The sequence below is a fragment of the Micromonospora sp. WMMA1923 genome, assembly GCF_049179195.1.
In the GTDB taxonomy this organism is placed as follows: domain Bacteria; phylum Actinomycetota; class Actinomycetes; order Mycobacteriales; family Micromonosporaceae; genus Micromonospora; species Micromonospora yangpuensis.
In genome coordinates this window covers 283,764-308,140 of the sequence record NZ_JBMHLZ010000001.1, presented here as the reverse complement: position 1 = coordinate 308,140, position 24,377 = coordinate 283,764, and the positions used below count along the sequence as shown (strand labels likewise).

General features: G+C 72.9%; 18 protein-coding genes and 3 pseudogenes. 11 read left to right on the top strand and 10 right to left on the bottom strand.

Going from position 1 to position 24,377, the window contains the following annotated elements; genetic code table 11:
* The first annotated feature begins 16 nt into the window (after positions 1–16).
* The gene (locus tag ACN28G_RS01475; protein ID WP_091434684.1) at positions 17–529 is read left to right on the top strand and encodes a MarR family winged helix-turn-helix transcriptional regulator; all 513 of its coding nucleotides are present in this window, start codon (positions 17–19) and stop codon (positions 527–529) included.
* A 73-nt stretch (positions 530–602) separates the two neighbouring features.
* Here ACN28G_RS01475 and ACN28G_RS01470 read toward each other — a convergent pair whose 3' ends face one another.
* A complete protein-coding gene (locus ACN28G_RS01470; RefSeq protein WP_175440450.1) occupies positions 603–1,184 on the bottom strand; it encodes a TetR/AcrR family transcriptional regulator in 582 nt (193 codons plus the stop codon).
* Positions 1,185–1,266: 82 nt separating this feature from the next.
* Between ACN28G_RS01470 and ACN28G_RS01465 the strand changes: the two genes are divergently transcribed.
* The 5 genes from ACN28G_RS01465 (at position 1,267) to ACN28G_RS01445 (ending at position 7,004) form a co-directional block, all read left to right on the top strand.
* Complete coding sequence (locus ACN28G_RS01465) at positions 1,267–1,713, top strand: DoxX family membrane protein (RefSeq protein ID WP_421478209.1); 447 nt, start codon at positions 1,267–1,269, stop codon at positions 1,711–1,713.
* A gap of 25 nt (positions 1,714–1,738) precedes the next feature.
* Complete coding sequence (locus tag ACN28G_RS01460) at positions 1,739–2,209, top strand: MarR family winged helix-turn-helix transcriptional regulator (RefSeq protein WP_421478208.1); 471 nt, start codon at positions 1,739–1,741, stop codon at positions 2,207–2,209.
* The gene (locus ACN28G_RS01455; RefSeq protein ID WP_421478207.1) at positions 2,203–3,936 is read left to right on the top strand and encodes an ABC transporter ATP-binding protein; all 1,734 of its coding nucleotides are present in this window, start codon (positions 2,203–2,205) and stop codon (positions 3,934–3,936) included. Before ACN28G_RS01460 ends, ACN28G_RS01455 begins: the two co-directional genes overlap by 7 nt.
* Before the next feature lie 164 nt (positions 3,937–4,100).
* A complete protein-coding gene (locus tag ACN28G_RS01450; protein WP_421480839.1) occupies positions 4,101–6,032 on the top strand; it encodes an ABC transporter ATP-binding protein in 1,932 nt (643 codons plus the stop codon).
* A 348-nt stretch (positions 6,033–6,380) separates the two neighbouring features.
* Positions 6,381–7,004 carry a DedA family protein gene (locus ACN28G_RS01445; RefSeq protein WP_229688134.1) on the top strand — a complete coding sequence of 208 codons (624 nt, stop codon included), beginning with the start codon at positions 6,381–6,383 and terminating at the stop codon, positions 7,002–7,004.
* Between the two features lie 74 nt (positions 7,005–7,078).
* Here the strand turns inward: ACN28G_RS01445 and ACN28G_RS01440 are convergent, their stop codons facing one another.
* Positions 7,079–8,482 carry an NAD(P)H-quinone dehydrogenase gene (locus ACN28G_RS01440; protein WP_091434670.1) on the bottom strand — a complete coding sequence of 468 codons (1,404 nt, stop codon included), beginning with the start codon at positions 8,480–8,482 and terminating at the stop codon, positions 7,079–7,081.
* Between the two features lie 106 nt (positions 8,483–8,588).
* Between ACN28G_RS01440 and ACN28G_RS01435 the strand changes: the two genes are divergently transcribed.
* Entirely contained in the window at positions 8,589–9,044 is a 456-nt protein-coding gene (locus ACN28G_RS01435; RefSeq protein WP_091434668.1) for a gamma-glutamylcyclotransferase family protein, read from the top strand.
* Between the two features lie 105 nt (positions 9,045–9,149).
* On the opposite strand, the gene ACN28G_RS01430 is transcribed toward ACN28G_RS01435, so the two are convergent.
* The 3 genes and pseudogenes from ACN28G_RS01430 to ACN28G_RS01420 all read right to left on the bottom strand — a co-directional run bounded on the left by ACN28G_RS01430 (position 9,150) and on the right by ACN28G_RS01420 (position 11,706).
* Complete coding sequence (locus tag ACN28G_RS01430; RefSeq protein ID WP_229688135.1) at positions 9,150–9,938, bottom strand: helix-turn-helix domain-containing protein; 789 nt, start codon at positions 9,936–9,938, stop codon at positions 9,150–9,152.
* Positions 9,939–10,181: 243 nt separating this feature from the next.
* A pseudogene (locus ACN28G_RS01425) lies at positions 10,182–11,075 on the bottom strand (hypothetical protein); the annotation flags it as partial.
* A gap of 4 nt (positions 11,076–11,079) precedes the next feature.
* Positions 11,080–11,706, bottom strand: a complete 627-nt coding sequence (locus ACN28G_RS01420; protein ID WP_091434666.1) for an MBL fold metallo-hydrolase — start codon at positions 11,704–11,706, stop codon at positions 11,080–11,082.
* A gap of 116 nt (positions 11,707–11,822) precedes the next feature.
* Between ACN28G_RS01420 and ACN28G_RS01415 the strand changes: the two genes are divergently transcribed.
* Entirely contained in the window at positions 11,823–12,863 is a 1,041-nt protein-coding gene (locus tag ACN28G_RS01415; protein WP_421478206.1) for a DUF4349 domain-containing protein, read from the top strand.
* 86 nt (positions 12,864–12,949) lie between these two features.
* On the opposite strand, the gene ACN28G_RS01410 is transcribed toward ACN28G_RS01415, so the two are convergent.
* Together ACN28G_RS01410 and ACN28G_RS01405 are read right to left on the bottom strand one after the other, a co-directional pair.
* Positions 12,950–14,206 carry an amidohydrolase gene (locus tag ACN28G_RS01410; RefSeq protein WP_091434662.1) on the bottom strand — a complete coding sequence of 419 codons (1,257 nt, stop codon included), beginning with the start codon at positions 14,204–14,206 and terminating at the stop codon, positions 12,950–12,952.
* 461 nt (positions 14,207–14,667) lie between these two features.
* Positions 14,668–16,251, bottom strand: coding sequence for an acyl-CoA mutase large subunit family protein (locus ACN28G_RS01405; RefSeq protein WP_421478205.1), 1,584 nt, complete (start codon positions 16,249–16,251; stop codon positions 14,668–14,670).
* 200 nt (positions 16,252–16,451) lie between these two features.
* On the opposite strand from ACN28G_RS01405, the gene ACN28G_RS01400 reads away from it, so the two are divergent.
* The 3 genes and pseudogenes from ACN28G_RS01400 to ACN28G_RS01390 form a co-directional block, all read left to right on the top strand.
* A complete protein-coding gene (locus tag ACN28G_RS01400) occupies positions 16,452–18,728 on the top strand; it encodes a serine/threonine-protein kinase (RefSeq protein WP_421478204.1) in 2,277 nt (758 codons plus the stop codon).
* A 49-nt stretch (positions 18,729–18,777) separates the two neighbouring features.
* Positions 18,778–19,746, top strand: a pseudogene (locus ACN28G_RS01395) (phospho-sugar mutase); the annotation flags it as partial.
* A 111-nt stretch (positions 19,747–19,857) separates the two neighbouring features.
* Positions 19,858–20,586: pseudogene (locus ACN28G_RS01390) on the top strand (phospho-sugar mutase); the annotation flags it as partial.
* A gap of 60 nt (positions 20,587–20,646) precedes the next feature.
* Here ACN28G_RS01390 and ACN28G_RS01385 read toward each other — a convergent pair.
* From ACN28G_RS01385 to ACN28G_RS01375, 3 genes are read right to left on the bottom strand one after another with little or no spacing between them, the layout of a single operon-like run.
* The gene (locus ACN28G_RS01385; RefSeq protein ID WP_421478203.1) at positions 20,647–22,938 is read right to left on the bottom strand and encodes an ABC transporter permease; all 2,292 of its coding nucleotides are present in this window, start codon (positions 22,936–22,938) and stop codon (positions 20,647–20,649) included.
* The gene (locus ACN28G_RS01380) at positions 22,935–23,630 is read right to left on the bottom strand and encodes an ABC transporter ATP-binding protein (RefSeq protein WP_091434650.1); all 696 of its coding nucleotides are present in this window, start codon (positions 23,628–23,630) and stop codon (positions 22,935–22,937) included. Before ACN28G_RS01380 ends, ACN28G_RS01385 begins: the two co-directional genes overlap by 4 nt.
* Entirely contained in the window at positions 23,627–24,157 is a 531-nt protein-coding gene (locus tag ACN28G_RS01375; RefSeq protein WP_421478201.1) for a PadR family transcriptional regulator, read from the bottom strand. Before ACN28G_RS01375 ends, ACN28G_RS01380 begins: the two co-directional genes overlap by 4 nt.
* Positions 24,158–24,377: the final 220 nt, after the last annotated feature.

Genomic DNA, 24,377 nt, shown 5'->3' with positions numbered 1-24,377 from the left:
CTGCTAGCTTCTACCCATGGCGGGCACCGGGTCAACGTCGACACACCAGGGACCCCGGGAGAGTCCGGGCCGCAGCGAGACCGCCCGCGCCCTGCGCGCGGTGATCCGGGCCGCCGGGGACACCCGGGGTGCCCTCGCCAGACGGCTGGGCATCGGCGCGACCGACGCCGCCGCGATCGACCACCTCGTCTCCAGCCCGGAGCCGCTCGGCCCGGTCGAGCTGGGCAACCGGCTCGGCATCCGGTCCGCCTCCGCGACCACCCTGGTCGACCGCCTGGTACAGGCCGGCCACGTCGAGCGGACCCCGCACCCGGGCGACCGCCGCCGGGTCGCCCTGCAGGTCACCGAGCAGGCTTTCACCGAGGTCGTCGAGGCGTTGGACCCGATGCTGGCCGGGATCGAGCAGGCGGTCGACCGGCTCACCCCGGAGCAGGCCGCCGCCACCACCGCGTTCCTGCGCGAGGTCGCCGAGGTGATGCGCGGGTACGCCGCGGCCAGCCCCACCGACCCGCCCCGCCGCCCGGCCTGACCCCGGCGCCGAGGCTGCGCGGCCAGTCCGGTCCGGGGCCGGACCCGCGCGACCCGCAGCCGCTCGGCGCCCGTCAGCTGTCGGCCGACTCGGGGCGGGAGGTGAAGAGCCGGCGGATGACGACCCGGGCGGCGGCCTCCGGGTCCGCGCCGACCCGCTCGGGGAACGCGCCGGACAGCCAGAGGGTGGCGAAGCCGTGCACGATCGACCAGGCAGCCAGGACGTCGGCCTCCCGCTCCTCGGCCGGGCCGGTCGACCGGCCGCCCACCCCCGCGCGCAACTCGGCACCGGCCCTGGCCCGGGCGGCGACCACCGCGGCGTCGTCGGGCCGGTAGAGCTCCGGCCGGAACATCACCTCGAAGTGCGCGCGGTGGTCGACCGCGAACCGGACGTACGCCACGCCGGCGTCGAGCAGGTCGCCGCCGGCGGCTCGCAGTGCCTCGGCCAGCAGGTCGAAGCCCTCCACGGCCAGGGCGGTGAGCAGCCCGGCCTTGTCGCCGAAGTGGTGGGCCGGCGCGGCGTGCGAGACACCCGCCCGCCGAGCCAGGTCGCGCAGGCTGAGCGCCGCCGGCCCGACCTCGTCGAGCGCCGTCACGGCGGCGCGGAGCAAGACCCGGCGCAGGTCGCCGTGATGGTACGCACGTGGTCCGGTCACCTGGGAAGAATAACTTGTCGTTGACAAGATGGCAGTTCAGGGGGAATCTTGTCATTGACAAGTTCCGGACGGAGGAGGTCCCGTGGCACCCCTGCTCGCACTGATCGTCGGCACCGCCCTGGCCCGGCTGGCCGGCCTGCTCGGCGTGGACGCGCTCGACGCCTGGCAGCCGGCCCTGCGGGTCGGCCTGGCCACCCTCTTCATCCTGACCGGCATCGCGCACTTCACCCCCCGCCGCCGGGCGGACCTGATCGCCATGGTGCCGCCCCGACTCCCCCGACCCGACCTCCTGGTCACCCTCACCGGCGTACTGGAACTGGCCGGCGCGGTGGGCCTGCTCCTCCCGACCACCGCCCGACCGACGGCCGCCGCGCTGGCGGTGCTGATGGTCGCCATGTTCCCGGCGAACGTGTCGGCCGCGCGGCGTCGACTGACCCTGGACGGGCGGCCGGTCACCACCGTCCTGCCGCGCACCGTCCTGCAGATCCTCTTCGTCGGCGCGGCCCTGACCATATCGTTTGGCCCCTGACAGTCAGGGGGCTAAGCTGCCGGGTGTGGACCTGATAACGCTCAGCGACGTGCCCCTCGGGCGACTGCTGGTGGTCGCGGCGCACGTCGCGAGCCAACGGTGGAACCGTTACCTCGCCGACGAGCACGGCTTGACCCAGGCCGGGCTCGGCGCGCTGACCGCCATCGGTCAGCACGGGGAGCAGCCGCACGGCGTCGTCGCCGAGCGGTGCTTCGTCCGGCCGGCCACCCTCACCGGCATCATCGACACGCTGGAGCGCGACGGGTTGGTAATTCGGCAGCGCGACGCCACCGATCGGCGTACCGTGCGGCTGGCCCTCACCGCCGCCGGGCGGGCGAAGGTCACCGCGGTCAATGCCGCCAGCCGGGCCGAGCAGCCACTCACCTCGGTCGACAACGACCCCGCGCGGGCCGCGGTGGTCCGCGAGTTCCTCCTCGAAGTCATCGGCAACGGCGAGGATCCACAGCTCACCACCGACGGAGGTCATCGATGCTGATCCGGCTGCTGCGGGGCTATCTCCGGCCCTACCACCGGCCGCTGTTGGCGGTGGTGCTGTTCCAGTTCGTCGGCACGATGGCCTCGCTCTACCTGCCGAGCCTCAACGCCGACATCATCGACCTGGGGGTGGCCCGCGGTGACACCGACTACATCGTGCGCACCGGCGGGTGGATGCTGCTGGTCAGTCTCCTGCAGATCGTCTGCGCGATCGCCGCGGTCCGGCTCGGCGCGCGCACCGCGATGGGCTTCGGCCGGGATCTCCGGGCGGAGATCTTCGGACACGTCAACCGGTTCTCCGCCCGCGAGGTGGCCCACTTCGGCGCGCCCTCGCTGATCACCCGCAACACCAACGACGTGCAGCAGGTGCAGATGCTCGTCCTGATGAGCTGCACCATGCTGGTCGCCGCGCCGATCATGAGCGTCGGCGGGGTGGTGATGGCGCTGCGGGAGGACATCGGGCTCTCCTGGCTGATGCTGGTGAGCGTGCCGGTGCTGACGGTCACGCTCGGCGCGGTCATCCGTCGGATGGTGCCGGGGTTCCGGCTCATGCAGACCCGCATCGACGCGGTCAACCGGGTGCTGCGCGAGCAGATCACCGGCATCCGGGTGGTCCGGGCCTTCGTCCGCGAGCCGTACGAGACCGAGCGGTTCGGCGTCGCCAACACCGAGCTGACCGCCACCGCGTTGCGTACCGGTCGGTTGATGGCGCTGATCTTCCCCGTGGTGATGATGGTGCTGAACGTCTCCAGCGTCGCCGTCCTCTGGTTCGGCGCGCAGCGGGTGGACGCCGGAGCCATCCAGGTCGGCGCGCTCACCGCCTTCCTGCAGTACCTGATGCAGATCCTGATGGCCGTCATGATGGCCACCTTCATGCTGATGATGGTGCCCCGGGCGGCGGTCTGCGCCGAGCGGATCGTCGAGGTGCTGGACACCCCCTCCTCGGTGCTGCCCCCGACCCGGCCCGCCGGCACGGTGACCGCACACGGCGAGTTGGAGCTACGGGACGTCGGATTCCAGTACCCCGGGGCGGCAGCCCCGGTGCTGCGCGGGGTCTCTTTCCGGGCCCGGGCCGGCCAGACCACGGCGATCATCGGCAGCACCGGTGCCGGCAAGACCACCCTGCTCTCCCTCATCCCCCGGCTGGTCGACGTCACCTCCGGCGCGGTGCTGGTGGACGGGGTGGACGTCCGCGAGCTGGCCGGCGAGCAGCTGTGGCAACGGATCGGGCTGGTCCCGCAACGGCCGTACCTGTTCACCGGCACCATCGCCAGCAACCTGCGGTACGGCGACCCGGACGCCACCGACGCGGACCTCTGGGCGGCGCTGGAGGTGGCTCAGGCACGTGACTTCGTCGCGGAGCTGCCGGAGGGCCTGGACGCACCGATCGCGCAGGGCGGCACGAACGTCTCCGGCGGTCAGCGACAACGGTTGGCGATCGCCCGGGCGCTGATCCGCAAACCGGAGATCTACCTCTTCGACGACTCTTTCTCCGCGCTCGACCTCGGCACCGACGCCCGGCTGCGCGCCGCGCTCCGGCCGGTCACCGCGGACGCCACGGTGGTGATCGTGGCGCAACGGGTCTCCACCATCATCGACGCCGACCAGATCATCGTGCTGGAGGACGGTGCCGTCGTCGGCATCGGACGCCACGCCGAGTTGCTGGAGAGCTGCCCCACCTACGCCGAGATCGTCGCCTCCCAACAGACCACGCAGGTGCCGGCATGAGCGAGCAGAGCGAGGAGCGGGCAGTGGCCGTACCCGAGCAGAAACCCGGCGACACCGAACGACCGGGACCGACCGACGGACCGGAGCCCGCGGAGGGGGCGACGCCGGAGGGTGAGGTGACGCCCAAGCGCCTGCCGGGCGGGCCTCGTGGCGGTCACGGGTGGATGAACGCCGGGATGCCCGCCGAGCGGTCGATGAACTTCGGTCCGTCGGTTCGTCGGTTGTTGCGCCGGCTACAGCCGCACCGGGTGCAGCTGGTCGCGATCATCACGCTGGCGGTGGTCAGCATCGCGCTGACCGTCATCGGGCCGAAGCTGCTCGGGCACGCCACCGACCTGATCTTCACCGGCGTGATCGGCCGGTCCCTGCCCGAGGGGACCACCGCCGAGCAGGCCGTGGCGGCGGCCCGGGCGGCCGGCAACGACAGCTACGCCGACATGCTCGCCCGGATGGACGTGGTGCCCGGGGTGGGCATCGACTTCGCCGCCCTGGGCCGGGTGCTGCTGCTGGCGCTGGTGCTCTTCCTCGCCGCGAGTCTGCTGCTGTGGTGGCAGGGGTGGCTGCTCACCGGGGTGGTGCAGCGGACCATGCTGCGGCTGCGCGCCGACGTGGAGGACAAGCTCAACCGGCTGCCGCTGCCCTACTTCGACCGGCAGCCCCGGGGTGAGCTGCTCAGCCGGGTCACCAACGACATCGACAACATCTCGCAGACCCTCCAGCAGACGTTGAGCCAGCTGCTCACCTCGCTGCTCACCGTGGTCGGGGTGGTGGTGATGATGTTCGTGATCTCGCCGCTGCTGGCCCTGGTGGCGCTGGTCGCCGTGCCGCTGTCGGTGGTGGTGACCCAGCAGATCGCCAAGCGCTCGCAGCGGCAGTTCATCGCCCAGTGGACCCACACCGGCCAGCTGAACGCGCAGATCGAGGAGGCCTTCACCGGCCACGAGCTGGTCAGGGTCTTCGGCCGGCAGCACGAGGTGGAGGCGGCCTTCCACGCCAAGAACGAGGAGCTGTTCAAGGCCAGTTATGGTGCCCAGTTCGTCTCCGGGATCATCATGCCGGCGATGATGTTCATCGGGAACCTGAGCTACGTGGTGATCGCCGTGATCGGTGGGCTTCGGGTGGCCAGCGGCACCATGAGCCTCGGCGACGTGCAGGCGTTCATCCAGTACTCCCGCCAGTTCACCCAGCCGCTGACCCAGGTGGCCTCGATGGCCAACCTGCTGCAGTCCGGGGTGGCCTCGGCGGAGCGGGTCTTCGCCGTGCTCGACGCCGAGGAGCAGAGCCCCGACCCGACCGAGCCGGCCCGGATCACCGAGCCGCGCGGCCGGGTCGCCTTCGAGCAGGTCAGCTTCAGGTACGCGGCCGACAAGCCGTTGATCGAGGAGTTGTCCCTGGTGGCCGAGCCGGGTCAGACGGTGGCGATCGTCGGGCCGACGGGTGCCGGCAAGACCACCCTGGTCAACCTGATCATGCGCTTCTACGAGTTGGACGCCGGGCGGATCACCCTCGACGGGGTGGACGTCACCACCATGCGCCGCGACGACCTGCGGGGCCGGGTCGGCATGGTGCTCCAGGACGCCTGGCTCTTCGGCGGCACCATCCGGGAGAACATCGCCTACGGCCGGCCGCAGGCGACCGAGGAGGAGATCCTGGCCGCCGCCCGGGCCACCTTCGTGGACCGGTTCGTGCACAGCCTGCCCGAGGGGTACGACACCGTCATCGACTCCGAGGGCAGCAACATCAGCGCCGGGGAGAAGCAGCTCATCACCATCGCCCGCGCCTTCCTCGCCGAGCCGTCCCTGCTGATCCTGGACGAGGCGACCAGCTCGGTGGACACCCGCACGGAGGTGTTGCTGCAACGGGCGATGGCGGCCCTGCGTTCGGACCGGACCAGCTTCGTCATCGCCCACCGGCTCTCCACCATCCGCGACGCCGACCTGATCCTGATGATGGAGCGGGGCCGGATCGTCGAGAAGGGCACCCACGAGGAGTTGCTCGCCGCGCACGGGCCGTACCACCGGCTGTACCAGGCGCAGTTCTCCCAGCCGGTGGTGGCCACCGACAGCGAGGCGGTGCCCGAGCCCGTCGCGGGCTGATCCCGCCCGGTAACGGCAACTGGCGGGCGCGGGGCCGGGCGGTTGAGGGTGGGCCGCCGGCACGGGACCTGCCGGCGGCCCGGCGGCCCCGACCGCCAGGAACGGGGGACCTGACGTCGTTTGGCCGCGCGCAGACAACGGTACGCGGTCGACCCCGATCCGACGACTGGCGGTCACCCGTTGCGGTCAGATCACGGTTGTCCCGTCACCGTCGTGACGGTGTGTCGTTGTTTCTGGTTGATCGCTACGGTGGTCGGCGTCACCAGCAGCCGGGCCCATCCCAGGTGACGAGGGACGTACCCTCAGGCTGGCAACGTCCGATGGGCCGAACCCGGCGAGATGGCGGTCATGCTCGAAGCACCCGTTGATGTCACGTCACCCCTCTGGGCGTACCTCGTCCTGCTGGGGCTGCTGGTGGCGGATGCCTTCGTGCCGATCATCCCCACCCAGCTCCTCATGATCACCACGGGTGCGCTCACGGTCTACGGCGAGCTGAACCTGCCGCTGGCGATCGGGGTCGGCGCGCTCGGCGTCTTCGTCGGCGACCTGGCCTGCTACCTGCTCGGCCGGGTCGCCCCGGACCGCCGGCCACCCCGCACCACCGTCGCCGGCCGGGCCCGGCGGGCCGCCGCCCGGGTCCTGCACCGATTACGCCAGCCGGGGCCGCTGGTCATCCTGCTCTGCCGCTTCGTGCCCGGCGGACGGATGGCGGCCTGCTTCTCCGCCGGCCGCAGCCGGTACCCGTACCGGTTGTTCCTCTGCTACGACGCGGCGGCGGCGCTGGGCTGGGCCACGTACGGGGTACTGGTCGGGCATCTCGGCGGGGTGGCCCTCACCGGGTCGGCCTGGCGTCTCGCCCTGGTGGCCGGGGTGGCGGCGGTGGGCTTCGCGGCGGCCGGCTGGGCGATGGCCCTGCTCGGCCCCCGCAACCCCGCACCCGCACCCGCACCCCCACTGCCACCGGCCACCTGACCGCGGGGTGGCGCCCACCTGCGCGGCAGACCACAGCCACGGAGCTGCCGCGACCGGCGGGCGCTCGGGGCGGGTTATTCGAGCTCGTGGAGCATGAGCTGGCGGGCGGCCTCGGTGATGGAGCCGGAGAGGCTGGGGTAGATGGTGATGGTCTGGGCGAGCTCGTTGACGGTCAGGTTGTTCTCCACGGCCATGGTGATCGGCAGGATCAGCTCGCTGGCCTTGGGCGCCACCACCACACCACCGATCACCTGCCCGCTGGCCGGCCGGCAGAACAGCTTCACGAAGCCGTCGGAGAGTTCGTCCATCTTGGCCCGGGCGTTGCCGGACAGCGGCAGCATCACCGGACGCGCCGGGATCCGGCCGGCGTCCACCTCGTCCTGCGAGACGCCGACGGTGGCCAGCTCCGGGTCGGTGAAGACGTTGGCGGCGACGGTACGCAGCCGCAGCGGCCGGACCGCCTCGCCCAGGGCGTGCCACATCGCGATCCGCCCCTGCATGGCGGCGACGCTCGCCAACGGCAGCACCCCCGTGCAGTCACCGGCGGCGTAGATGCCGGGCACGTTGGTCCGGGAGACCCGGTCCACCGTCACGTAACCGCCCTTGGCCAGCTCCACGCCGTACTCGGTCAGGCCGAGCCCGTCGGTGTTGGGGATCGAGCCGACCGCGATCAGCGCGTGCGAGCCGGTGACCGTACGACCGTCGGCCAGCTCGACCTCGACGCCGTCGGCGGTACGGCGGACGCCCTGGGCGCGGGAGTTGTTCAGGATGCTCATGCCGCGGGTCCGGAAGACCTGCTCGATGGCCATCGCGGCGTCGGCGTCCTCGTGGGGCATCACCCGGTCCCGGCTGGAGACCAGGGTGACCTCGACACCCATGGCGAGGTAGGAGCTGGCGAACTCGGCGCCGGTGACGCCGGAGCCGACCACGATGAGGTGCTCCGGAAGGGCGGGCAGGTCGTACACCTGACGCCAGGTGAGGATGCGCTCCCCGTCGGGCACGGCGGTGGGCAGCTGCCGGGGGGTAGCGCCGGTGGCGACCAGCACGGTCGAGGCGTCCAGCGAGTACTCCGGGCCGCCGTCGGCGGGGGTGACGATGACCCGGTGGGTGTGCCCGAGCATGTCCTCGCCGAGCCGGGCGCTGCCGGCCACGAAGGTCACCCCGGCCTTGACCAGTTTGGCCTGGATGTCGGCGGACTGGGCCAGGGCGAGCCGCTTGACCCGCTCGTGGACCAGGGTGGCGTCGACGGTGACCGCCTCCAGCCCGGCGGAGAGCACCCCGAAGGCCTCGTTGTCCCGGTACGCGGTGACCACCTGGGAACTGGCGATGAAGGTCTTCGACGGGACGCAGTCGGAGAGCACGCAGGCGCCCCCGGCGCCCTCGGCCTCGACCACCGTCACCTCGGCGTCCAACTGCGCGGCCACCAGTGCGGCCTCGTAACCGGCCGGCCCACCGCCGATGATCACGATCTGGCTCACCGGTTCCGCCCCTCGCTCGTGCCCACAGTGACTTTCTTCTCCCCATCGCGTCCGACACGCACCGTCGTATTCTCCCTCACCCGTCCGTCGGGCTATCGTCATCGCCGTGCGTCACTACGCCGCCTACGGCTCAAACCTGGACCCCGCCCGGATGCGCGCCTACTGCCCGCACTCGCCCATGGTGGGTGTCGGCTGGCTCGAAGGGTGGCGACTCACCTTCGCCGGTGAGGACGTGATCGGCTGGGAGGGTGCGGTAAGCACCGTCGTGGAGTCGCCCGGCGACCGGGTCTTCGTGGCCCTCTACGACATCCACCCGTACGACGCCGCCCAGCTCGACGAGCTGGAGGGCGTGACCGCCGGCACCTACCGCAAGCTGCACGTACGCGTGGAGACGCTGGACGGGGACGTGACCGCCTGGATCTACGTCTTCACCGGGTACGAGGGCGGCCTGCCCACGTCCTGGTACCTCTCGGAGATCGCCAACGCCGCCGAGAAGGCGGGCGCGCCGGACGACTACGTCCTGGAGCTGCGGTCCCGCCCCACCGGCACCGCCTCGGCGTAGCACGACTGTCACCCCCACAGTCTGCGCCGTCGGCACACCGGGCGCCCGCCGGGGGGCCACCCCGGCGGTGAATCACACAGAGTGACGGATGGTTGACCCGGCCGGTCAGTCCGGCTGCCGCCGGTCCCCGGGCCCCGTCAGGTGCCGCCGGACCTCGGGTTCCGTCAGGTGCCGCCGGGCTTCGTTGAGCAGGCGCACCAGCTCGATGCCCTCACGCGAGCTGAGCGCCCGGAACGCGGTCGAGATCAGCCGGTCGGTCACCATCTCCGCCCGCAGCTGCCGCCGGATCAGCGGGCCGACCGGCGGGTACGGCGGCAGCCATCCGCAGGCGATCGCGTCGGCCTCACCCCGCCCTCCGGCGAGCAGCGCCTCAAGCGGGCTCAGCCCGCTGGCCCGCGACGCGATCAGGTACCCGCCGAGGATGTGCTCGCGCAGCAGGCGCAGCCCCACGGCGGCCCGCGCGCCCGGGGTGTCGCGGGGCACCGGCATGGCCCGCCAGGCGGCGAAGAGTGGCATCCCGGTGGCGTCCGCCGCGGCGACCACCCGGACCAGCAGCGCGGCCAGCCGGTCCACCCCGGGCAGCGCGGTGAGCCGCTCGTCACCCCACCGGCAGCATTCGGCGAGGCTCACGGCGGCCACCTCGACCGGGCGTACCGTCCGGGTCGCCGTCTCCCACCCCTCGGCCACCGCGTCGGGGGCGACCAGGCCGAGCGCGGCGGTGACCGTACCGGCGGAGACGTCACCGAGCGGCCCCGCCCAGCCGGTGACCCGGAACGCCCACACGGAGATGCCGAGCAACCGGGCCCGGCGCAGGGTGCCGGCATCCCGGTTGTAGGCATCGCCGAGGGCGAGCACCACGGCCCGGCTGGCGGTGGCGATCTGCTCCGGCGTCATGTCCGAGGTCCCGGGCGGCCCAGCCCACCGCATGTACTCATTCCCGCCTCCCCGCCCGGCTTCACTGAGCGTACCCATTCATCCTGGTCAGTGTGCCCGGCGACGGCCCGGTCCGCTGCCCCGCGCACCGGCGGCACCGGCGGCACCGGCGGCACCGGCGGCCGAAGCCTGCCCACCGCCCGATGCCGGCCCGGCGTCCGGAGGCTGCCCGGTGGTGTCGCCGGGACCGTCCTCGGTGGGGTGGGCTGCGGAGGTCTGCTCGGTGAGGGCCTCGATCGCGGCCTCCACCTCGCCGGCGCGCCGCCGGGCGGCGGCGTGGGTCCGCTCCGCCGCCCGGCGGGCCGACCGGGCCCGCTGCACCTCCTGCTCGGCACCGGCCCGACGCCGTTCCAGCTCGGCCAGTTCGGCGTCGAGAGCGGCCAGGGCGGCGACGCCGTCGCGCTCGGCCGCCGCCGCGCCGGCCAGTTCCGCCGCCGCCCGGTCCGCCCCGGTACGCGCCGCCGCCAGCTCCCGCTCCAACGCCCGACGCCGACGGGCCCGTTCGGTCCGGGCCGCCCGGTCCGGCCCGCCGCGCGACGGTGCCGGCGCCGGTTCGGGTACGGCCGGCACCTCCTCCCCGCCGGTGACCAGCCGCAGGTGTGGTCGGGGCACCTCGCCGAATCCGGCGTAGCTGGCGGCCCGTCGGAGCTGGCCGGAGCGGACCTGCTCGGCCACCCCGGCATCGGAGAGCGCGGCGTTGAAGGTGGCCTCCACCTCGGCCAGCGGCAGTTTCCCGGCCGGTGGCGCCGCCGGTTCCTCGGCGGCGAGCCGGCGGACCTCGGCGACCAGCGCACCGACGACGGCACGCCGTTGGGCGGAAAGTTCCCGTAGCCGGGGGCCGCGCAGCTCGCGCTGGGCCGACCGCAGCGCCTCGGCGAGCCCGGCCAGTTCGGCGACCAGGTCCGGCCGGCGCAGGGCGAGCAGGTTGACCAGCCAGGCCGCGACGGTGGGTCGGCGCAGTCGGGCGAGCCGACGGGCGGTGGCCGGGTCGCCGGCCCGGCGGGCCTCGGCGACGGCGGCGTCCCGGGCGGCGACGAACCGCGCCGGTGGCGTGCCGTACAGCCGCCGGACGACGTCGTCGGAGGAGGACTCCGGCACCGGCTCAGCCGTCGAGCCGGGTGCCCGGTGCCAACCGCTGGTACTCGCAGTTGGACAGGGCCGTGAACTGCCGGTTGAGCACGGTCAGGCCGTTGTCGTTGAGCAGACCGTCGTGCAGGGCCAGGGCGCGGCGTGGGGCGACCGCCCGGATGAAGTCGAGCACCTCGGAGAACTTCGACCACGGCGCGTGGATCGGCGCGAACAGCGTCTCCACCGGTACGTCCGGGACCACCAGTGAGTCCCCCGGGTGGTAGACGGTCCCGTCGAGGAGGTACCCGAGGTTGTCCACCACCGGGATGTCGGGGTGGATCAGGGCGTGCCGGCCGCCGTACGCCCGGACCGGCACGCCCGCCGCGGTGAACGTCTGGCCCGGCTCGACCGGGCGTAGCACCTCGGCGGCGTCGCCGAGCACCCCGGACAGCGACGCCGGGCCGTGGATGACGAACGGTTTGCGGTCGAGCTGTCGGGTGATCTCCCCGACGTCGGCGTGGTCCGGGTGCTCGTGGGTGATCAGCACCGCGTCCGCCCCGGTCAACGCCGCCGGCTCGGAGAACCCACCCGGGTCGACCACGAGCACCGCACCCTCGTGTTCGATCCGGAGGCAGGAGTGGGCGTACTTGGTGAGCTGCATCGCTCCTCCTCGATTTACTCAATCGTGACGTCCTGAAGCGCAGTCTGCCGGAACCGGCGCGGCACCGCGCCGCGTCCGACGTATCGCACGCCGAGGGTCGAGGACGGGAGCGGGGAATGACGACAGGCAGTAGACGGCGACGGGTGCGGACCCTGGCGGCGCTGGGTCTGGTAGCGGTACTGGCCGCCGGGGGGTGCAGCCGGGGCGGCTCGGAGGATTCGGGCACCGCCAGGTCGGATGCGGCAGCCCCGCAGCCGGCCCTGCCGCAGGCCCCCGAGGCGGGGCGGGCCCCGGCCGAGGGCGAGGCCCCGCCGCCGGAGCGGGGGGCCACCGACCTGCGGGTGGAGCAGCGGTCGATCGTCTACAGCGGAACGATGCGGGTCCGGGTGGACGGCGACGTGGAGGCCGCCGCCCGGGACGCCGCCGCCGCGGCCACCGGGGCCGGCGGGTTCGTCGGCGCCGACGAACGGCACAGCACCGGCAGCAACGCCCGCGCCGAACTGCAACTTCGGGTACCCGCGGAGAAGTTCACCTCGATCCTCGACCAGCTCGCCGGCCTGGGCCGGCAGGAGTCCCGGCGGATCAGCACCGAGGACGTCACCGAGGCGGTGGTCGACCTCGATGCGCGGATCGCCACCCAGCGGGCCCGGGTGGAGAGCGCCCGACGGCTGCTGGCCCGCGCGGAGTCGATAAGCGACCTGGTCACCCTGGAGAGCGAACTGGCCCGGCGGGAGGCCGACCTGGCCTCGCTGGAGGCGAAGAAGCGCCGGCTGGCGGACCTGACGGCGCTCTCCACCATCACGGTGACCCTGGTCGGGGCGGACGCGAGCACCGCCGAGGAGGAGTCCGAGACGGGCTTCCTGGCCGGCCTGCGCGCCGGCTGGCGGGTCTTCGGGATATCGGTGACGGTCCTGTTGACCGTGCTGGGCGCACTGCTGCCGTGGCTCATCGTGCTCGGCGTACCGGTGGGGGCACTGGTCGTGTGGCTGCGCCGCCGGAAGCGGTCGACGCCGCCCCCACCGGGCGGGCCGTCCACCCGCTTCGGGCTGGCCCCGCCCACCCAAACCCCCACCCCGCCCCCCACACCCACCCCGACAGGCGCACCCACCCCGCCCCCCGCACCCCCCACCCAACCCTCAGGGTACGACCCGAAGTGAATCTTGGACACTTACCGTCCTATTTGGACGGTAAGTGTCCAAGATCTAGAGTTTGGTGGAGCGCGGAGCGAGCACGGGCCCGACGGTCAGCGAGCCGCGGCCAGGGCCCGCAGGGCGGTCTGTACCAGGACCCGGACGCCGGCCGGGATGGCCCGCTCGTCGACGTCGAAGGTGGGGCGGTGCAGGTCGACGTTGGGGCCGGTCCGGCCGACGCCGAGCCGGGCCAGCGCGCCGGGAACGTGCTCCAGGTACCAGGAGAAGTCCTCGCCGCCCATGCTCTGCGGGGTCTCGGCGACCCCCTCGGGGCCGAGCGCGGCGGCGGTGGCGGCGGTGAGCACGTCGATGGCGCGGGCGTCGTTGCTGACCGGGGGGCGTCCGCGCAGGTACTCCAGGTCGACGGTGGCCCCGGTCGGGGCGATCACGTCCCGGACCACCTGGGACACGATCTTGGGGGCGAGCTCCCAGGTGTCGCGGTCCATCACCCGCAGGGTGCCGGAGGCGGAGGCCTCGGAGGGGATGACGTTGTTCCGGGTGCCGGCGGCGGCGTGGCCGAAGACCAGCAGCAGGCCGCTGTTCGCCGGTACCCGGCGACTGACCAGGGCCGGCACCTCGGTGACCAGCCGGCCGAGGGCGTCGACCAGGTCGACGGTGAGGTGCGGGCGGGCGGTGTGCCCGCCCGGTCCGCTGAGCCGGACGGTGACGTTGTCGGCGGCGGCGGTGATCGGGCCGACCCGCAGGCCGACCTTGCCCACCGGCTGGTTCGGGTCGCAGTGCAGGGCGAAGATCTGGACCACGTCCTCCAGCCCGCCGGCCTCGATGACCTCCAGCGACCCGCAGGGCAGGATCTCCTCGGCCGGCTGGAAGAGCAGCCGGACCCGACCGTCCAGCTGGCCGGCGTCGGCGAGCTGGGCCAGCAGCATGCCGACCCCGAGCAGCACGGTGGTGTGCACGTCGTGCCCGCAGGCGTGGCAGACCCCGTCGACCGTCGAGCGGTACGGCACGTCCTTGGCGTCGGTCAGCGGCAGCGCGTCGATGTCGGCCCGCAGGGCCACCACCGGACCGTCGGGGCGGCCGTCGATGTCGCAGATCACGCCGTTGCCCTTGGGCAGCAGCCGGGGGTGCAGCCCGGCGAGGGAAAGCTCCCGGGCGACCAGCGCCGCGGTCTCGAACTCCGTGCCGGAGAGCTCCGGGTGGGAGTGGATGTGACGGCGGGTGGCGATCAGCCCCGGCACCCGGCGGGCGAGCAGGTGGTCGAGCTCGAAGGGCAGCGGCTGGGACCCGGCTGGAAGCTGCGGATCCGAGCCGAGTTGGCCGGCACCGGGCAGCGTCAAAGCACTCGTCACGTCGAATTCTCGATCACTAGAAATGGATGGATCTTCGGGTGGGACAGCAGACAGCCTAGACCGCCGACGGTGACGCTGCGCAACCTCGTTCCGGTAGTGATCAGACCGCAAAGCGTCACGTACGCCCTGGTGAGAGGGGTCGACAATCTGCGGGACAGCAGGTAGATCGGGGTTCAAGGCGGTCATCTGCCCCACACCTCCTACAACGCGTAACCGGCCGGCAATCACCAAATCGGTACCGAGGACCAACGATCGTCGTGCCGAATTGTCGCATTGGCCGCTCTAGGGGAGTGACCCTCCGACAATTACCCGACGACACCCGGCAACAGCGGAGCCCCGACGCTCACACGCCGGACCCCGGCTCGACCGCACACGCTGTGCGTCCCGCTTCACCCGATCGGATTACCCCGTGCGCTCCCGATCATCACCTCGACCGGCGCGCTGCGCGACCCGTACCGGGGTCAGAACCGGTCGTTCGGGCGGTAGGTGCCCCACACCTCGCGCAAGGTGCCACACACCTCACCCACCGTGGCCCGCGCCCGCAGCGCCTCGCGCATCGGGTAGAGCACGTTGCCGGTACCCGAGGCGGCCGAGCGCAGCTCGGCCAGGCACCGCCGTACCGCGTCGGCGTCCCGCTGCTCACGGAGCGTGGCCAACCGCTCGGCCTGCGCCTTCTCGATCGTCGGGTCCACCCGCAACGGCTCGTACGGCTCCTCGGTGTCGACGGTGAACCGGTTGAGGCCGACCACCACCCGCTCCCCCGAGTCGATCTCCTGGGCGATCCGGTACGCCGACTGCTCGATCTCCCGCTTCTGGAAGCCGACCTCGATCGCCTCCACCGCCGACCCGTGTTCGAACACCCGCTGCATCAGCACGTCCGCCGCCGTCTCCAGCTCCGCGGTCATCGCCTCCACCACGTACGAGCCGGCGAACGGGTCGACGGTGGCGGTCAGGTCAGTCTCGTACGCCAGCACCTGTTGGGTGCGCAGAGCCAACCTGGCCGCCTTCTCGGTGGGCAGCGCGATCGCCTCGTCGAAGCTGTTGGTGTGCAGCGACTGGGTGCCGCCGAGCACCGCACCGAGGCCCTGCACCGCCACCCGGACCAGGTTCACCTCGGGCTGCTGGGCGGTGAGCTGCACCCCGGCGGTCTGGGTGTGGAAGCGCAGCATCATCGACTTGGGGTTCTTCGCCCCGAACTCGTCGCGCATGAGGCGGGCCCAGATCCGCCGGGCGGCACGGAACTTCGCCACCTCCTCCAGCAGGGTGGTCCGGGCCACGAAGAAGAACGACAGCCGGGGCGCGAAGTCGTCCACGGCCAGCCCGGCGGCGATCGCGGCGCGGACGTACTCCACGCCGTTGGCCAGGGTGAACGCGATCTCCTGCGCGGGGCTCGCGCCGGCCTCGGCCATGTGGTAGCCCGAGATGGAGATGGTGTTCCACCGGGGCACCTCCGCCCGGCAGTACGCGAAGGTGTCGGCGACCAGCCGCAGCGAGGGCTTCGGCGGGAAGATGTAGGTGCCCCGGGCGATGTACTCCTTGAGGATGTCGTTCTGGATGGTGCCGTTGAGCGCCGTGCCCGGCACCCCGTTCTCCTCGGCGACGAGCTGGTAGAGCAGCAACAGCACCGAGCCGGGGGCGTTGATGGTCATCGAGGTGGAGACCTTGTCCAGCGGGATCTCGGCGAAGAGCAGCCGCATGTCCTCGATGGAGTCGATGGCCACCCCGACCTTGCCCACCTCACCGTGCGCGATCGGGTCGTCCGAGTCGTACCCCATCTGGGTGGGCAGGTCGAACGCGACCGACAGGCCGGTGGTGCCGGCCCGCAACAACTGGTGGTACCGCGCGTTGGACTCGGTGGCGGTGCCGAACCCGGCATACTGGCGCATGGTCCACGGCCGCGACGTGTACATGGTGGGGTAGACCCCCCGGGTGTACGGGTAGCTGCCGGGGTCACCGAGGCTTTCGTCGAGGTCCGCAGGGAGGTCCGTCGCCGTGTAGACGTCCTTGATGGGAAAACCGGACTCGCTCGACCGCCGTTCGCTCATCACCGGATGGTAGGCCGCTCGGCTGCTCAGCCGGGTGAGGGATTGCGCACATCACGCCGCCGACACCGGAGGTGAACCCCCGGGTCGGGACCATCGTTTCAGTAAACGTCCGTCGCGCCGGGTTTCGCATCGGGCGTCGGAACAAGCAAGATAGGGGGGTTGTGTCCCAGCCCCCCTCGAACTCCCCCGGTGGCTTTTCTGTGACTCAGATTCCGACGTGGAGCGGTGGACAAGTCAGTCCCCCGAACGGACGTGCGGCACCCGGCACCACCATCGGTGACCGTTACTCACTGCGTTCGCCGGTGGGCAACGGCGGTATGGGCACGGTCTGGCGTGCCAACGACACCCTGCTCCGCCGCGACGTCGCGGTGAAGGAGGTCATCCTTCCCCCGGGTCTGGCCCCCAGTGACCGTGACTCGATGTACGAACGCACCCTGCGGGAGGCCCGCGCCGCCGCCGCCATCCAGCATCCCGCCGTGGTCCAGGTGTACGACGTGGTGACCGAGGGTGGTCGCCCCTGGATCGTGATGGAGCTGCTGGACGCCCGCAGCCTGGCCGACATGGTGATCGAGGACGGTCCGGTCGCCCCCCGGGCGGTTGCCAAGATCGGCATCGCGTTGCTTGGCGCGCTGGAGGTGGCGCACTCGATCGGGGTGCTGCACCGCGACGTCAAGCCGGCCAACGTGCTGATCTGCACCGACGGGCGCTGTGTGCTCACCGACTTCGGCGTCGCCCGGATGCCCACCGACGTGCAGCTCACCACCCCGGGCATGGTGCTCGGCTCGCCGCACTTCATCTCCCCGGAACGGGCCATGGGGCAGGACTTCGGGCCGCCGAGCGACCTGTTCTCGCTGGGCGTGACGCTCTACACGGCGGTGGAGGGCCGGCCTCCCTTCGACAAGGGCGACCCGATCGAGACCATGCACGCCGTGGTCGAGGATCCGCCCGCCACGCCGTCCCGCAGCGGCCCGTTGACCCCGGTGCTGATGGGTCTGCTGGAGAAGGACCCGGCCCGCCGTACCGACGTGCACACCGCCCGCGCCACCCTGCGTGAGCTGCTCGCCGGGCCGCTGACCAGCACCGCGACCGCGGTGCACTCGGTGACCGACCCGTACGCCGTGGTGCCCGTGCAGCGCCCGGTGTCGCCGCCGGCACCGGCGGTGGCGACGCCGGAGCCGAAGCCGAGCGGTCAGATCGGTGGCCGGGCGATGATCGGCCCCGGCGAGTCGCTTACCGACCGGCTCGCCGAGTTGCGCCGGCTCGGACGGCCGAAGAAGCCCGCCGCCAGCGCCGCCGCACTGGACGAGACCAGCGCGGACGCATTGGCCGGTCCGCTGCACACGCCGACCGGGGCGATGCCGGCCCCGGGCCGGACGGGGTCGACCGACAAGCCCGGCGGCGACGACCAGGCGGAGGCGACCCTGCGGCTGGGTGCCGGTGACCGGGCCGACGCGGCCGGCCGGTCCGCGGCCGGTGCGGCCGACGCCACCCAGGCGGTCCCCTTCGGCAAGCGCCCCCAGACCGCCTACGGCACCAACCGGTCCGCCGGTTTCGGTGCCGATGCCGGTGCCGGTGCCGGTGAGTCCGAGGCCACCCAGCGGATCGACGCCGGCGGCCCCGAGGCCACCCAGCGGATCAGCGGTGGCCGTGCGGACGCCACCCAGGCCGTACCGGCGTGGGGTGCTCCGCCCGGCGCGGGTGGGCGGGCCGACGCCACCCAGGCCGTGCCGGCGTGGGGTGCTCCGGCCGCCGGTCCGCCCGGCGGCGGCTACGGTGGCAACCAGTGGTCGGTGCCGGGCACCGGCCAGCCGTGGACCACCCCCGCCGCGAGCAGCGGCACCGGCGGCGCCCGGGGGGCCGGTGACCGGCTGGTCGCCACCGTGCGGGCGCTGCCCCGCAAGGTGCAGCTCGCCGCGGCCGGCGGGCTGGCCGTGGTGCTGCTGATCGGCGCGATCGTGCTGTTCAGCGGCGGCGACGAGGAGCCGGTCGCGCCGCAGGCCGGCCCGACCCCCTCGGCCGCTCCCGTCGGCAGTGACCTGGAGCTGCGGGAACACTCCGCCCGTGGGGTACGGGTGATGGTGCCCAAAGACTGGAAGCGCGCCACCGGCGGCAGCTTCGTGGACTACACCGACCCGGAGGACTCCGGCCGCCGGGTGCGGATCATCGTGGAGGACTTCCGGACCACCTCGGTCCGCTGGGCCGAGGTCGCCGCGGACGGGCTGCGGACCCGAAACACCTGCGCCAAGCCGTACAACCAACTCGCGTTGGACGAGAAGGAGCTGGCCGGCAAGGCGGCGGCGGAGCTGGAGTACACCTGCGGCGAGGGTGACAAGCGGCGGCACGGGGTGTGGCGCGGGGTGGTGCACGAGGGGAAGGCGTACTCCTTCTATCTCACCTCCGGCCACGACCGGTTCGAGGAGAGCAAACCGATCTTCGACGAGATGGTGAAGTCCTTCCAACTCACCTCCGCCGGCTGAGCTGCCGGGGGCGACACGTGGCGGTCCGCCGTCGTGCTATCAACATCAGATGGCGGCGGACACCACTGACATCGACGACCTTCGCGGGCAGGCTCAACGCTGGCTCGCCGACGACCCCGACCCGGCCAGCCAGGACGAGCTGCGGGCCCTGCTCGACCGGCTGCCGGACAGCGCCGCCGAGCTGGCCGACCGCTTCGCCGGGCCGCTGACCTTCGGCACCGCCGGGCTGCGGGGCCCGCTGCGCGCCGGCCCCAACGGCATGAACCTGGCCGTGGTCACCCGAGCCGCCGCCGGCCTGGTCGGCTGGCTCGCCGCCCAGGGTGCCACCGGCCCGCTGGTGATCGGGTACGACGCCCGGCGCGGCTCGCACGAGTTCGCGCTCCGCACCGCCCAGGTCGCCACCGGGGCGGGCCGCCCGGCGCTGGTGCTGCCCCGACCGCTGCCCACCCCGGTCCTCGCGTACGCGGTCCGTCACTTCGGCGCGGCGGCCGGTGTGATGGTCACCGCCAGCCACAACCCGCCGCAGGACAACGGCTACAAGGTCTACCTCGGTGCCGAGCTGGGCGGTGCCACCGGTGCCGGGGCGCAGATCGTGCCGCCGGCCGACACCGGGATCGAGGCGGCCATCCGGGCCGTCGGCCCGCTCACCGAGGTGCCGCTAGGTCCGACCGGTGAGCTGCTCGGCGACGACCTGACGACCGGGTACGTGGAGTGGGCCGCTGCGGTGGTCGCCCCGGGCGGCCCGCGTGACCTGGCCGTGGCGTACACCCCGCTGCACGGGGTAGGTGCCGCCGTGTTGACCGCCGCCTTCGCCCGGGCCGGCTTCGGCATCCCCGGGATCGTGCCGGACCAGGCCGAGCCGGACCCGGCCTTCCCGACGGTCGCCTTCCCCAACCCGGAGGAGCCCGGCGCGGTGGACCGCCTCGTGGCGCTCGCCGAGGCCACCGGCGCGGACCTGGCCATCGCCAACGACCCGGACGCGGACCGCTGCGCCGTCGTCGTCCGCCAACCCGCCGGTGTCGGGGCGGCAGCTACTGCCGCGCCGGCAGGCGGTGCCGGGGCGGCGAACGGCCCCGACGTGGCAGGCGGTGCCATGGCGGCGGACGGCCCCGACGTGGCAGGCAGTGCCGGGGCGGCAGACAGTGCCGGGGCGGGGTCGGCCTGGCGGATGCTGCGCGGGGACGAGGTGGGGGTGCTCCTCGCCGACCACCTGATGCGCCGGGGCGTCCAGGGCTGCTTCGCCACCACCATCGTCTCGTCGTCCCTGCTCAAGGCGATGTGCGCGGCCCGGGACCGGCCGTACGCCGAGACGCTCACCGGGTTCAAGTGGATCGTCCGGGCTGGTGACGGCGCCGACCCGCTGGCCTACGGGTACGAGGAGGCGCTCGGCTACTGCGTCGCCCCGGACCACGTACGCGACAAGGACGGCATCACCGCCGCGCTGACCGTCGCCGAGTTGGCCGCCGGGCTGAAGGCGCAGGGGCGGACGCTCACCGACCGGCTGGACGAGCTGGCGGCCGAGTTCGGCGTGCACCAGACCGACCAGCTCTCCGTCCGGGTGACCGATCTGACGCAGATCGCCGACGCGATGGCCCGACTCCGGCAGCACACCCCGCAGAGTCTGCTCGGCGCACCGGTCACCTCGGCGGAGGACCTGCTGCCCGACGCCGACGTGGTGATCCTGCGCACCGGAACCGCCCGGGTGGTGGTCCGACCGTCGGGCACCGAGCCGAAGCTCAAGGCGTACCTGGAGGTGGTGGAACCGGTCGACGGCGGCGACCTCGGCGCGGCCCGCCAGCGCGCGGACGCCGCGCTGCGCGCCCTGCGCGCCGAGGTCGCCACGGCCCTGGGGTGGTGAGCCGGTGCCGGGGTCACTCGCGGCGCAGCCCGTCGGCCCGTGGGTGGGCCGGTGCCGGGGTCACTCACTGCGTAACCCGTCGGGCCGGGTGAGTCGCCACAGCAGCGGCTGGCTGGCGGCGGTGACGGCCAGCACCACCAGCGCTGCCGTGCCCGAGACACCGGCGATCGCCGCCCAGTTGAAGACGATCGGCTCGTCCACCATGGCGAGCAGCAGCGCGCCCAGCCCTCCGCCGGTGACGACGGCCAGGGCCAGCCCGAGCAGCACCGGGATCGCCACCTGGTAGAGCACCGATCCGGAGAGGGTCCGGCGTCGGGTGCCGAAGGCGGTGAGCACGGCCAGCAGCCGCCGGCGCTCGCGGAGCTGTTCCAGGACGTTGACCAGCAGGCTCGCCCCGATGATCAGCAACAGCGCTATCGCCCCCACCTGCAGCGCCTGTTCGAAGTCACCGAGCAGGCCGTTGCCGGGCTGCGCGAAGCCCGTGACGAAGGCGAGCGGGTCGATCCGGTAGACGGCGGTGCGCAGCTGCTCGATCGCGTCCGGGTCGGTGCCGTCCAACCCGGCGAGGTACGTGACCGGCTCCGGCGCGGGCGCGCCCAGCGCGCCCGGGGTGACCAGCAGGTCCGCCATGACGAGCTTGTCGTACTGCTCGACCGCGCGCATGTCGGCCGGCACCGTCCACCTGGTCTGGTCGCCGTCGGTGTCGAAGGTGACGGTCGCCCCGGGGGCGACCTCCGGGCGCTCCCGACCGCTGGCGACGAAGCTGTCCCCGTCGGCGCAGCTCGGCAGGTCGGCGTAGTGTCGCAGACCGTCGCAGTCGGCGATCCACATCTCCACGTAGGCCGGCGTGTCCGGACTGGTGCGCAGTTGGGAGACCGCAGTGACCGGACCCACGCCGGGGGCGTCCGCGAGGGCCGTGGCGACCTGTGCGGCCAGTTGGTCCGCCGGCTCGCGGTAGGTCGACACGGAGGCCTGGAACTGGCTGGTGTCGCCGTACCGGCCGATCGCGGCGAGCTGCCCGGCCCCGAGCACGCCCTGCACGGCGATGATGCCGGCCACCGAGACGGCGATGCCGGAGACCGCCCGGACCGCCGTGTCGCTGTCGAGTTGGAGTCGACGTACGGCGAGTTGCCACGCCACACCCCCGCCCCCGAGCCGACGGACCACCGACTGGACCACCCAGGGCAGCAGCAGCACCAGGCCGAGCAGCAGCAGGGTGATCCCCGCGACGACCTGTACCTCGACCAGCTCGCCGGTGACCTCGGACATCCGGCCGGTCAGCGGGGCGAGCAGCAGCAGGCCGAGCGCCGGGGGCAGCAGCCGCCACCAGAGCTGGCGACGGCGCTCCCGACCCCGCCGCACCACACCTAACGGTTCGATCATCACCCGCCGCAACGCGGAGAGGGTGACCAGCACGGCGGCGGTCGGCACGGCCAGGACGACCAGGGCCACCAGGGCGGGCACCGGCCGCAGGTCGGCGGGGAAGAAACTGAACCTGACCGGGAGGAGGTCACCGACCAGCCGTCCGACGCCGAAGAAGAGCAACGCGCCGACGACCATCCCCAGCAACGCGCCGACCAGGGTGTCCCCGGCGGCGATCCGGCGGGTCATGGTGGTGTCCGCGCCGACCAGTCGGATCGCGGCCAGCTGCCGGTCCCGGGCCTCGCTGCCGAAGCGTACGGCGGTGGTCACGAAGATCATGACGGGTAGGAGCAGGACGACCACCCCGAGTAGGGAGAGCACCAGCAGCACCGCCGGCAGGCTGCCGCTGTCTCCCGGGCCGCCACCGCCACCGAAGGTGTCCGTCCGGCTCACGCCGAAGGAGCCGGCTGCCAGCGAGTCGACACCGCGGAAGTAGTAGAGGTCGCGGGGGCCGGCGAGGCCCTCCGGGGCAATGGTGCCGACCACCGTGGCATCCAGCCGCTCGACCAGCAGGCGGGCGTCCGGGGAGGCCAGCAGCTCGGCGAGGTCCGGCGAGACGACCATCTCGCCGGGGGCGGGCAGCCGGCTCAACCCGGGTGGGACCGGCGCCTGACCACCCTCGGGTTGCACGAGCAGCCCCTCGACGCGGAGCTCACGCCAGTCGGTGTCGGCCTCGGCGTAGAGCAGGGTGTCCGGGCCGGCCGCCGTCACGTCGGGGCCCGGGTCCCGTCCCTCGCTCCGGTCGGAGCGGGCCAGCCCGACGGTGGGCAACGCGGTGGCGGTCAGCAGCATCGCCACGCCCAGCCCCACCCCGACCGCGGTCATCGCCAGCCGGGCCCAGCCGGTCGGACCGCCGGCCACGCTGAGCCGTACCCCGAGTAACAGGTCGTGGAGCCACGCCGTCGGGCCGCGCCGGCCGGGGGCGCTCATCGGGCGTACTCCGGGGCCCGGACCTTGCCGTCGCGGACCACGACCTCCCGGTCGGAGTACGCCGCCACCCGCGCCTCGTGGGTCACCAGCACGACCGCCGCGCCGGTCTCCCGGGCGGCCGTGACGAACAGCTGCATCACCCGTTCGCCGTTGAGGGAGTCGAGTGCGCCGGTCGGCTCGTCCGCGAAGATCACCTTGGGGCCGGTGACCAGCGCACGCGCCACCGCGACCCGTTGGCCCTGCCCACCGGAGGCCTCGCCGGGGCGCTTGTCCGCCACCTCGGCGACCTCCAGCCGGGCCAGCAGGGCCGCCGCCCGCCGGGCCGCCTCCTTGCGCCGCGTGCCGGCCAGCCGCAGCGGCAGCGCCACGTTCTCCAGGCAGGTCAGCTCGGGCACCAGCTGACCGAACTGGAAGACGAACCCGAAGTCGGTACGGCGCAGGGCGCTGCGCTCGGCGTCGGAGCCGGCGAACAGGTCCCGGCCGGCGTAGCTGACCCGGCCGGCGTCGGGAGCGACGATCCCGGCGAGGCAGTGCAGCAGGGTGGACTTGCCGGACCCGGAGGGCCCCATCAGGGCCAGCACCTCACCGGCGTACACCCGCAGGGATGCGCCGCTCAGGGCCTGGGTGGCACCGAAGACCTTGGTCAGGTCCTCCGCCGCCAGCAGCGGCGCGTCGGTCGTCGGGACGGTCATCGGTTTCCCTTCCGCACCTGGGCGCTGAGCTGGTCCAGCCGGGCGGCGGTCAGCTCCAGCCAACGCAGGTCGGCTTCGAGATGGAACAGGGCGTGGTCGCAGACGAGCTGGTCGGCGAGGTCACCGGTGAGCTTGCGGTTGGTCAGCTCCCGCATCTGCCCCAGATGGGCGGCGCGCTGGATGTCCAGCAGGTCGGTCGCATCCCGGCCGGTGAGCAGCGCCAGCACGACCTTGGTGTAGAGCCTGCTCTGCAGGTAGGCCTCGGGCTGCTCCGGTTTTCTCAGCCACTGCTCCACGTCGGTGACACCGGCCGAGGTGATCGCGTACCGCTTGCGGTCCGGGCCGTCACCGGGCTCGGACTCCACCTCCACGAGGCCGTTCTTCAGCAGCCGGGCCAGGGTCGCGTAGACCTGCCCGTAGTGCAGCGACCGGCCGTGACCGAACTGGTCGTCGTAGGAGCGTTTCAACTCGTAGCCGTGCCGGGGTCCGTGCTCCAGCAGGCCCAACAGTGCAAAGCCAACAGACATGAGGCACACTATACACACGAGCTATACACTGCGTGTAGACCCAGCCGGAGGCGGAGCGCGTACCCGAGACCCGAGATGGCCCTTCGCGACTGCCGCGCCCGGCCGGCAGTTGACCTTGACCGACCCGACGCCCACCCAGACACCCACCGTCATCGCTTGCCTGCAGAACGTTTGATAATTAGTATCTCCGCGTCAAGTCCGGCCATTTACCGACGCCATG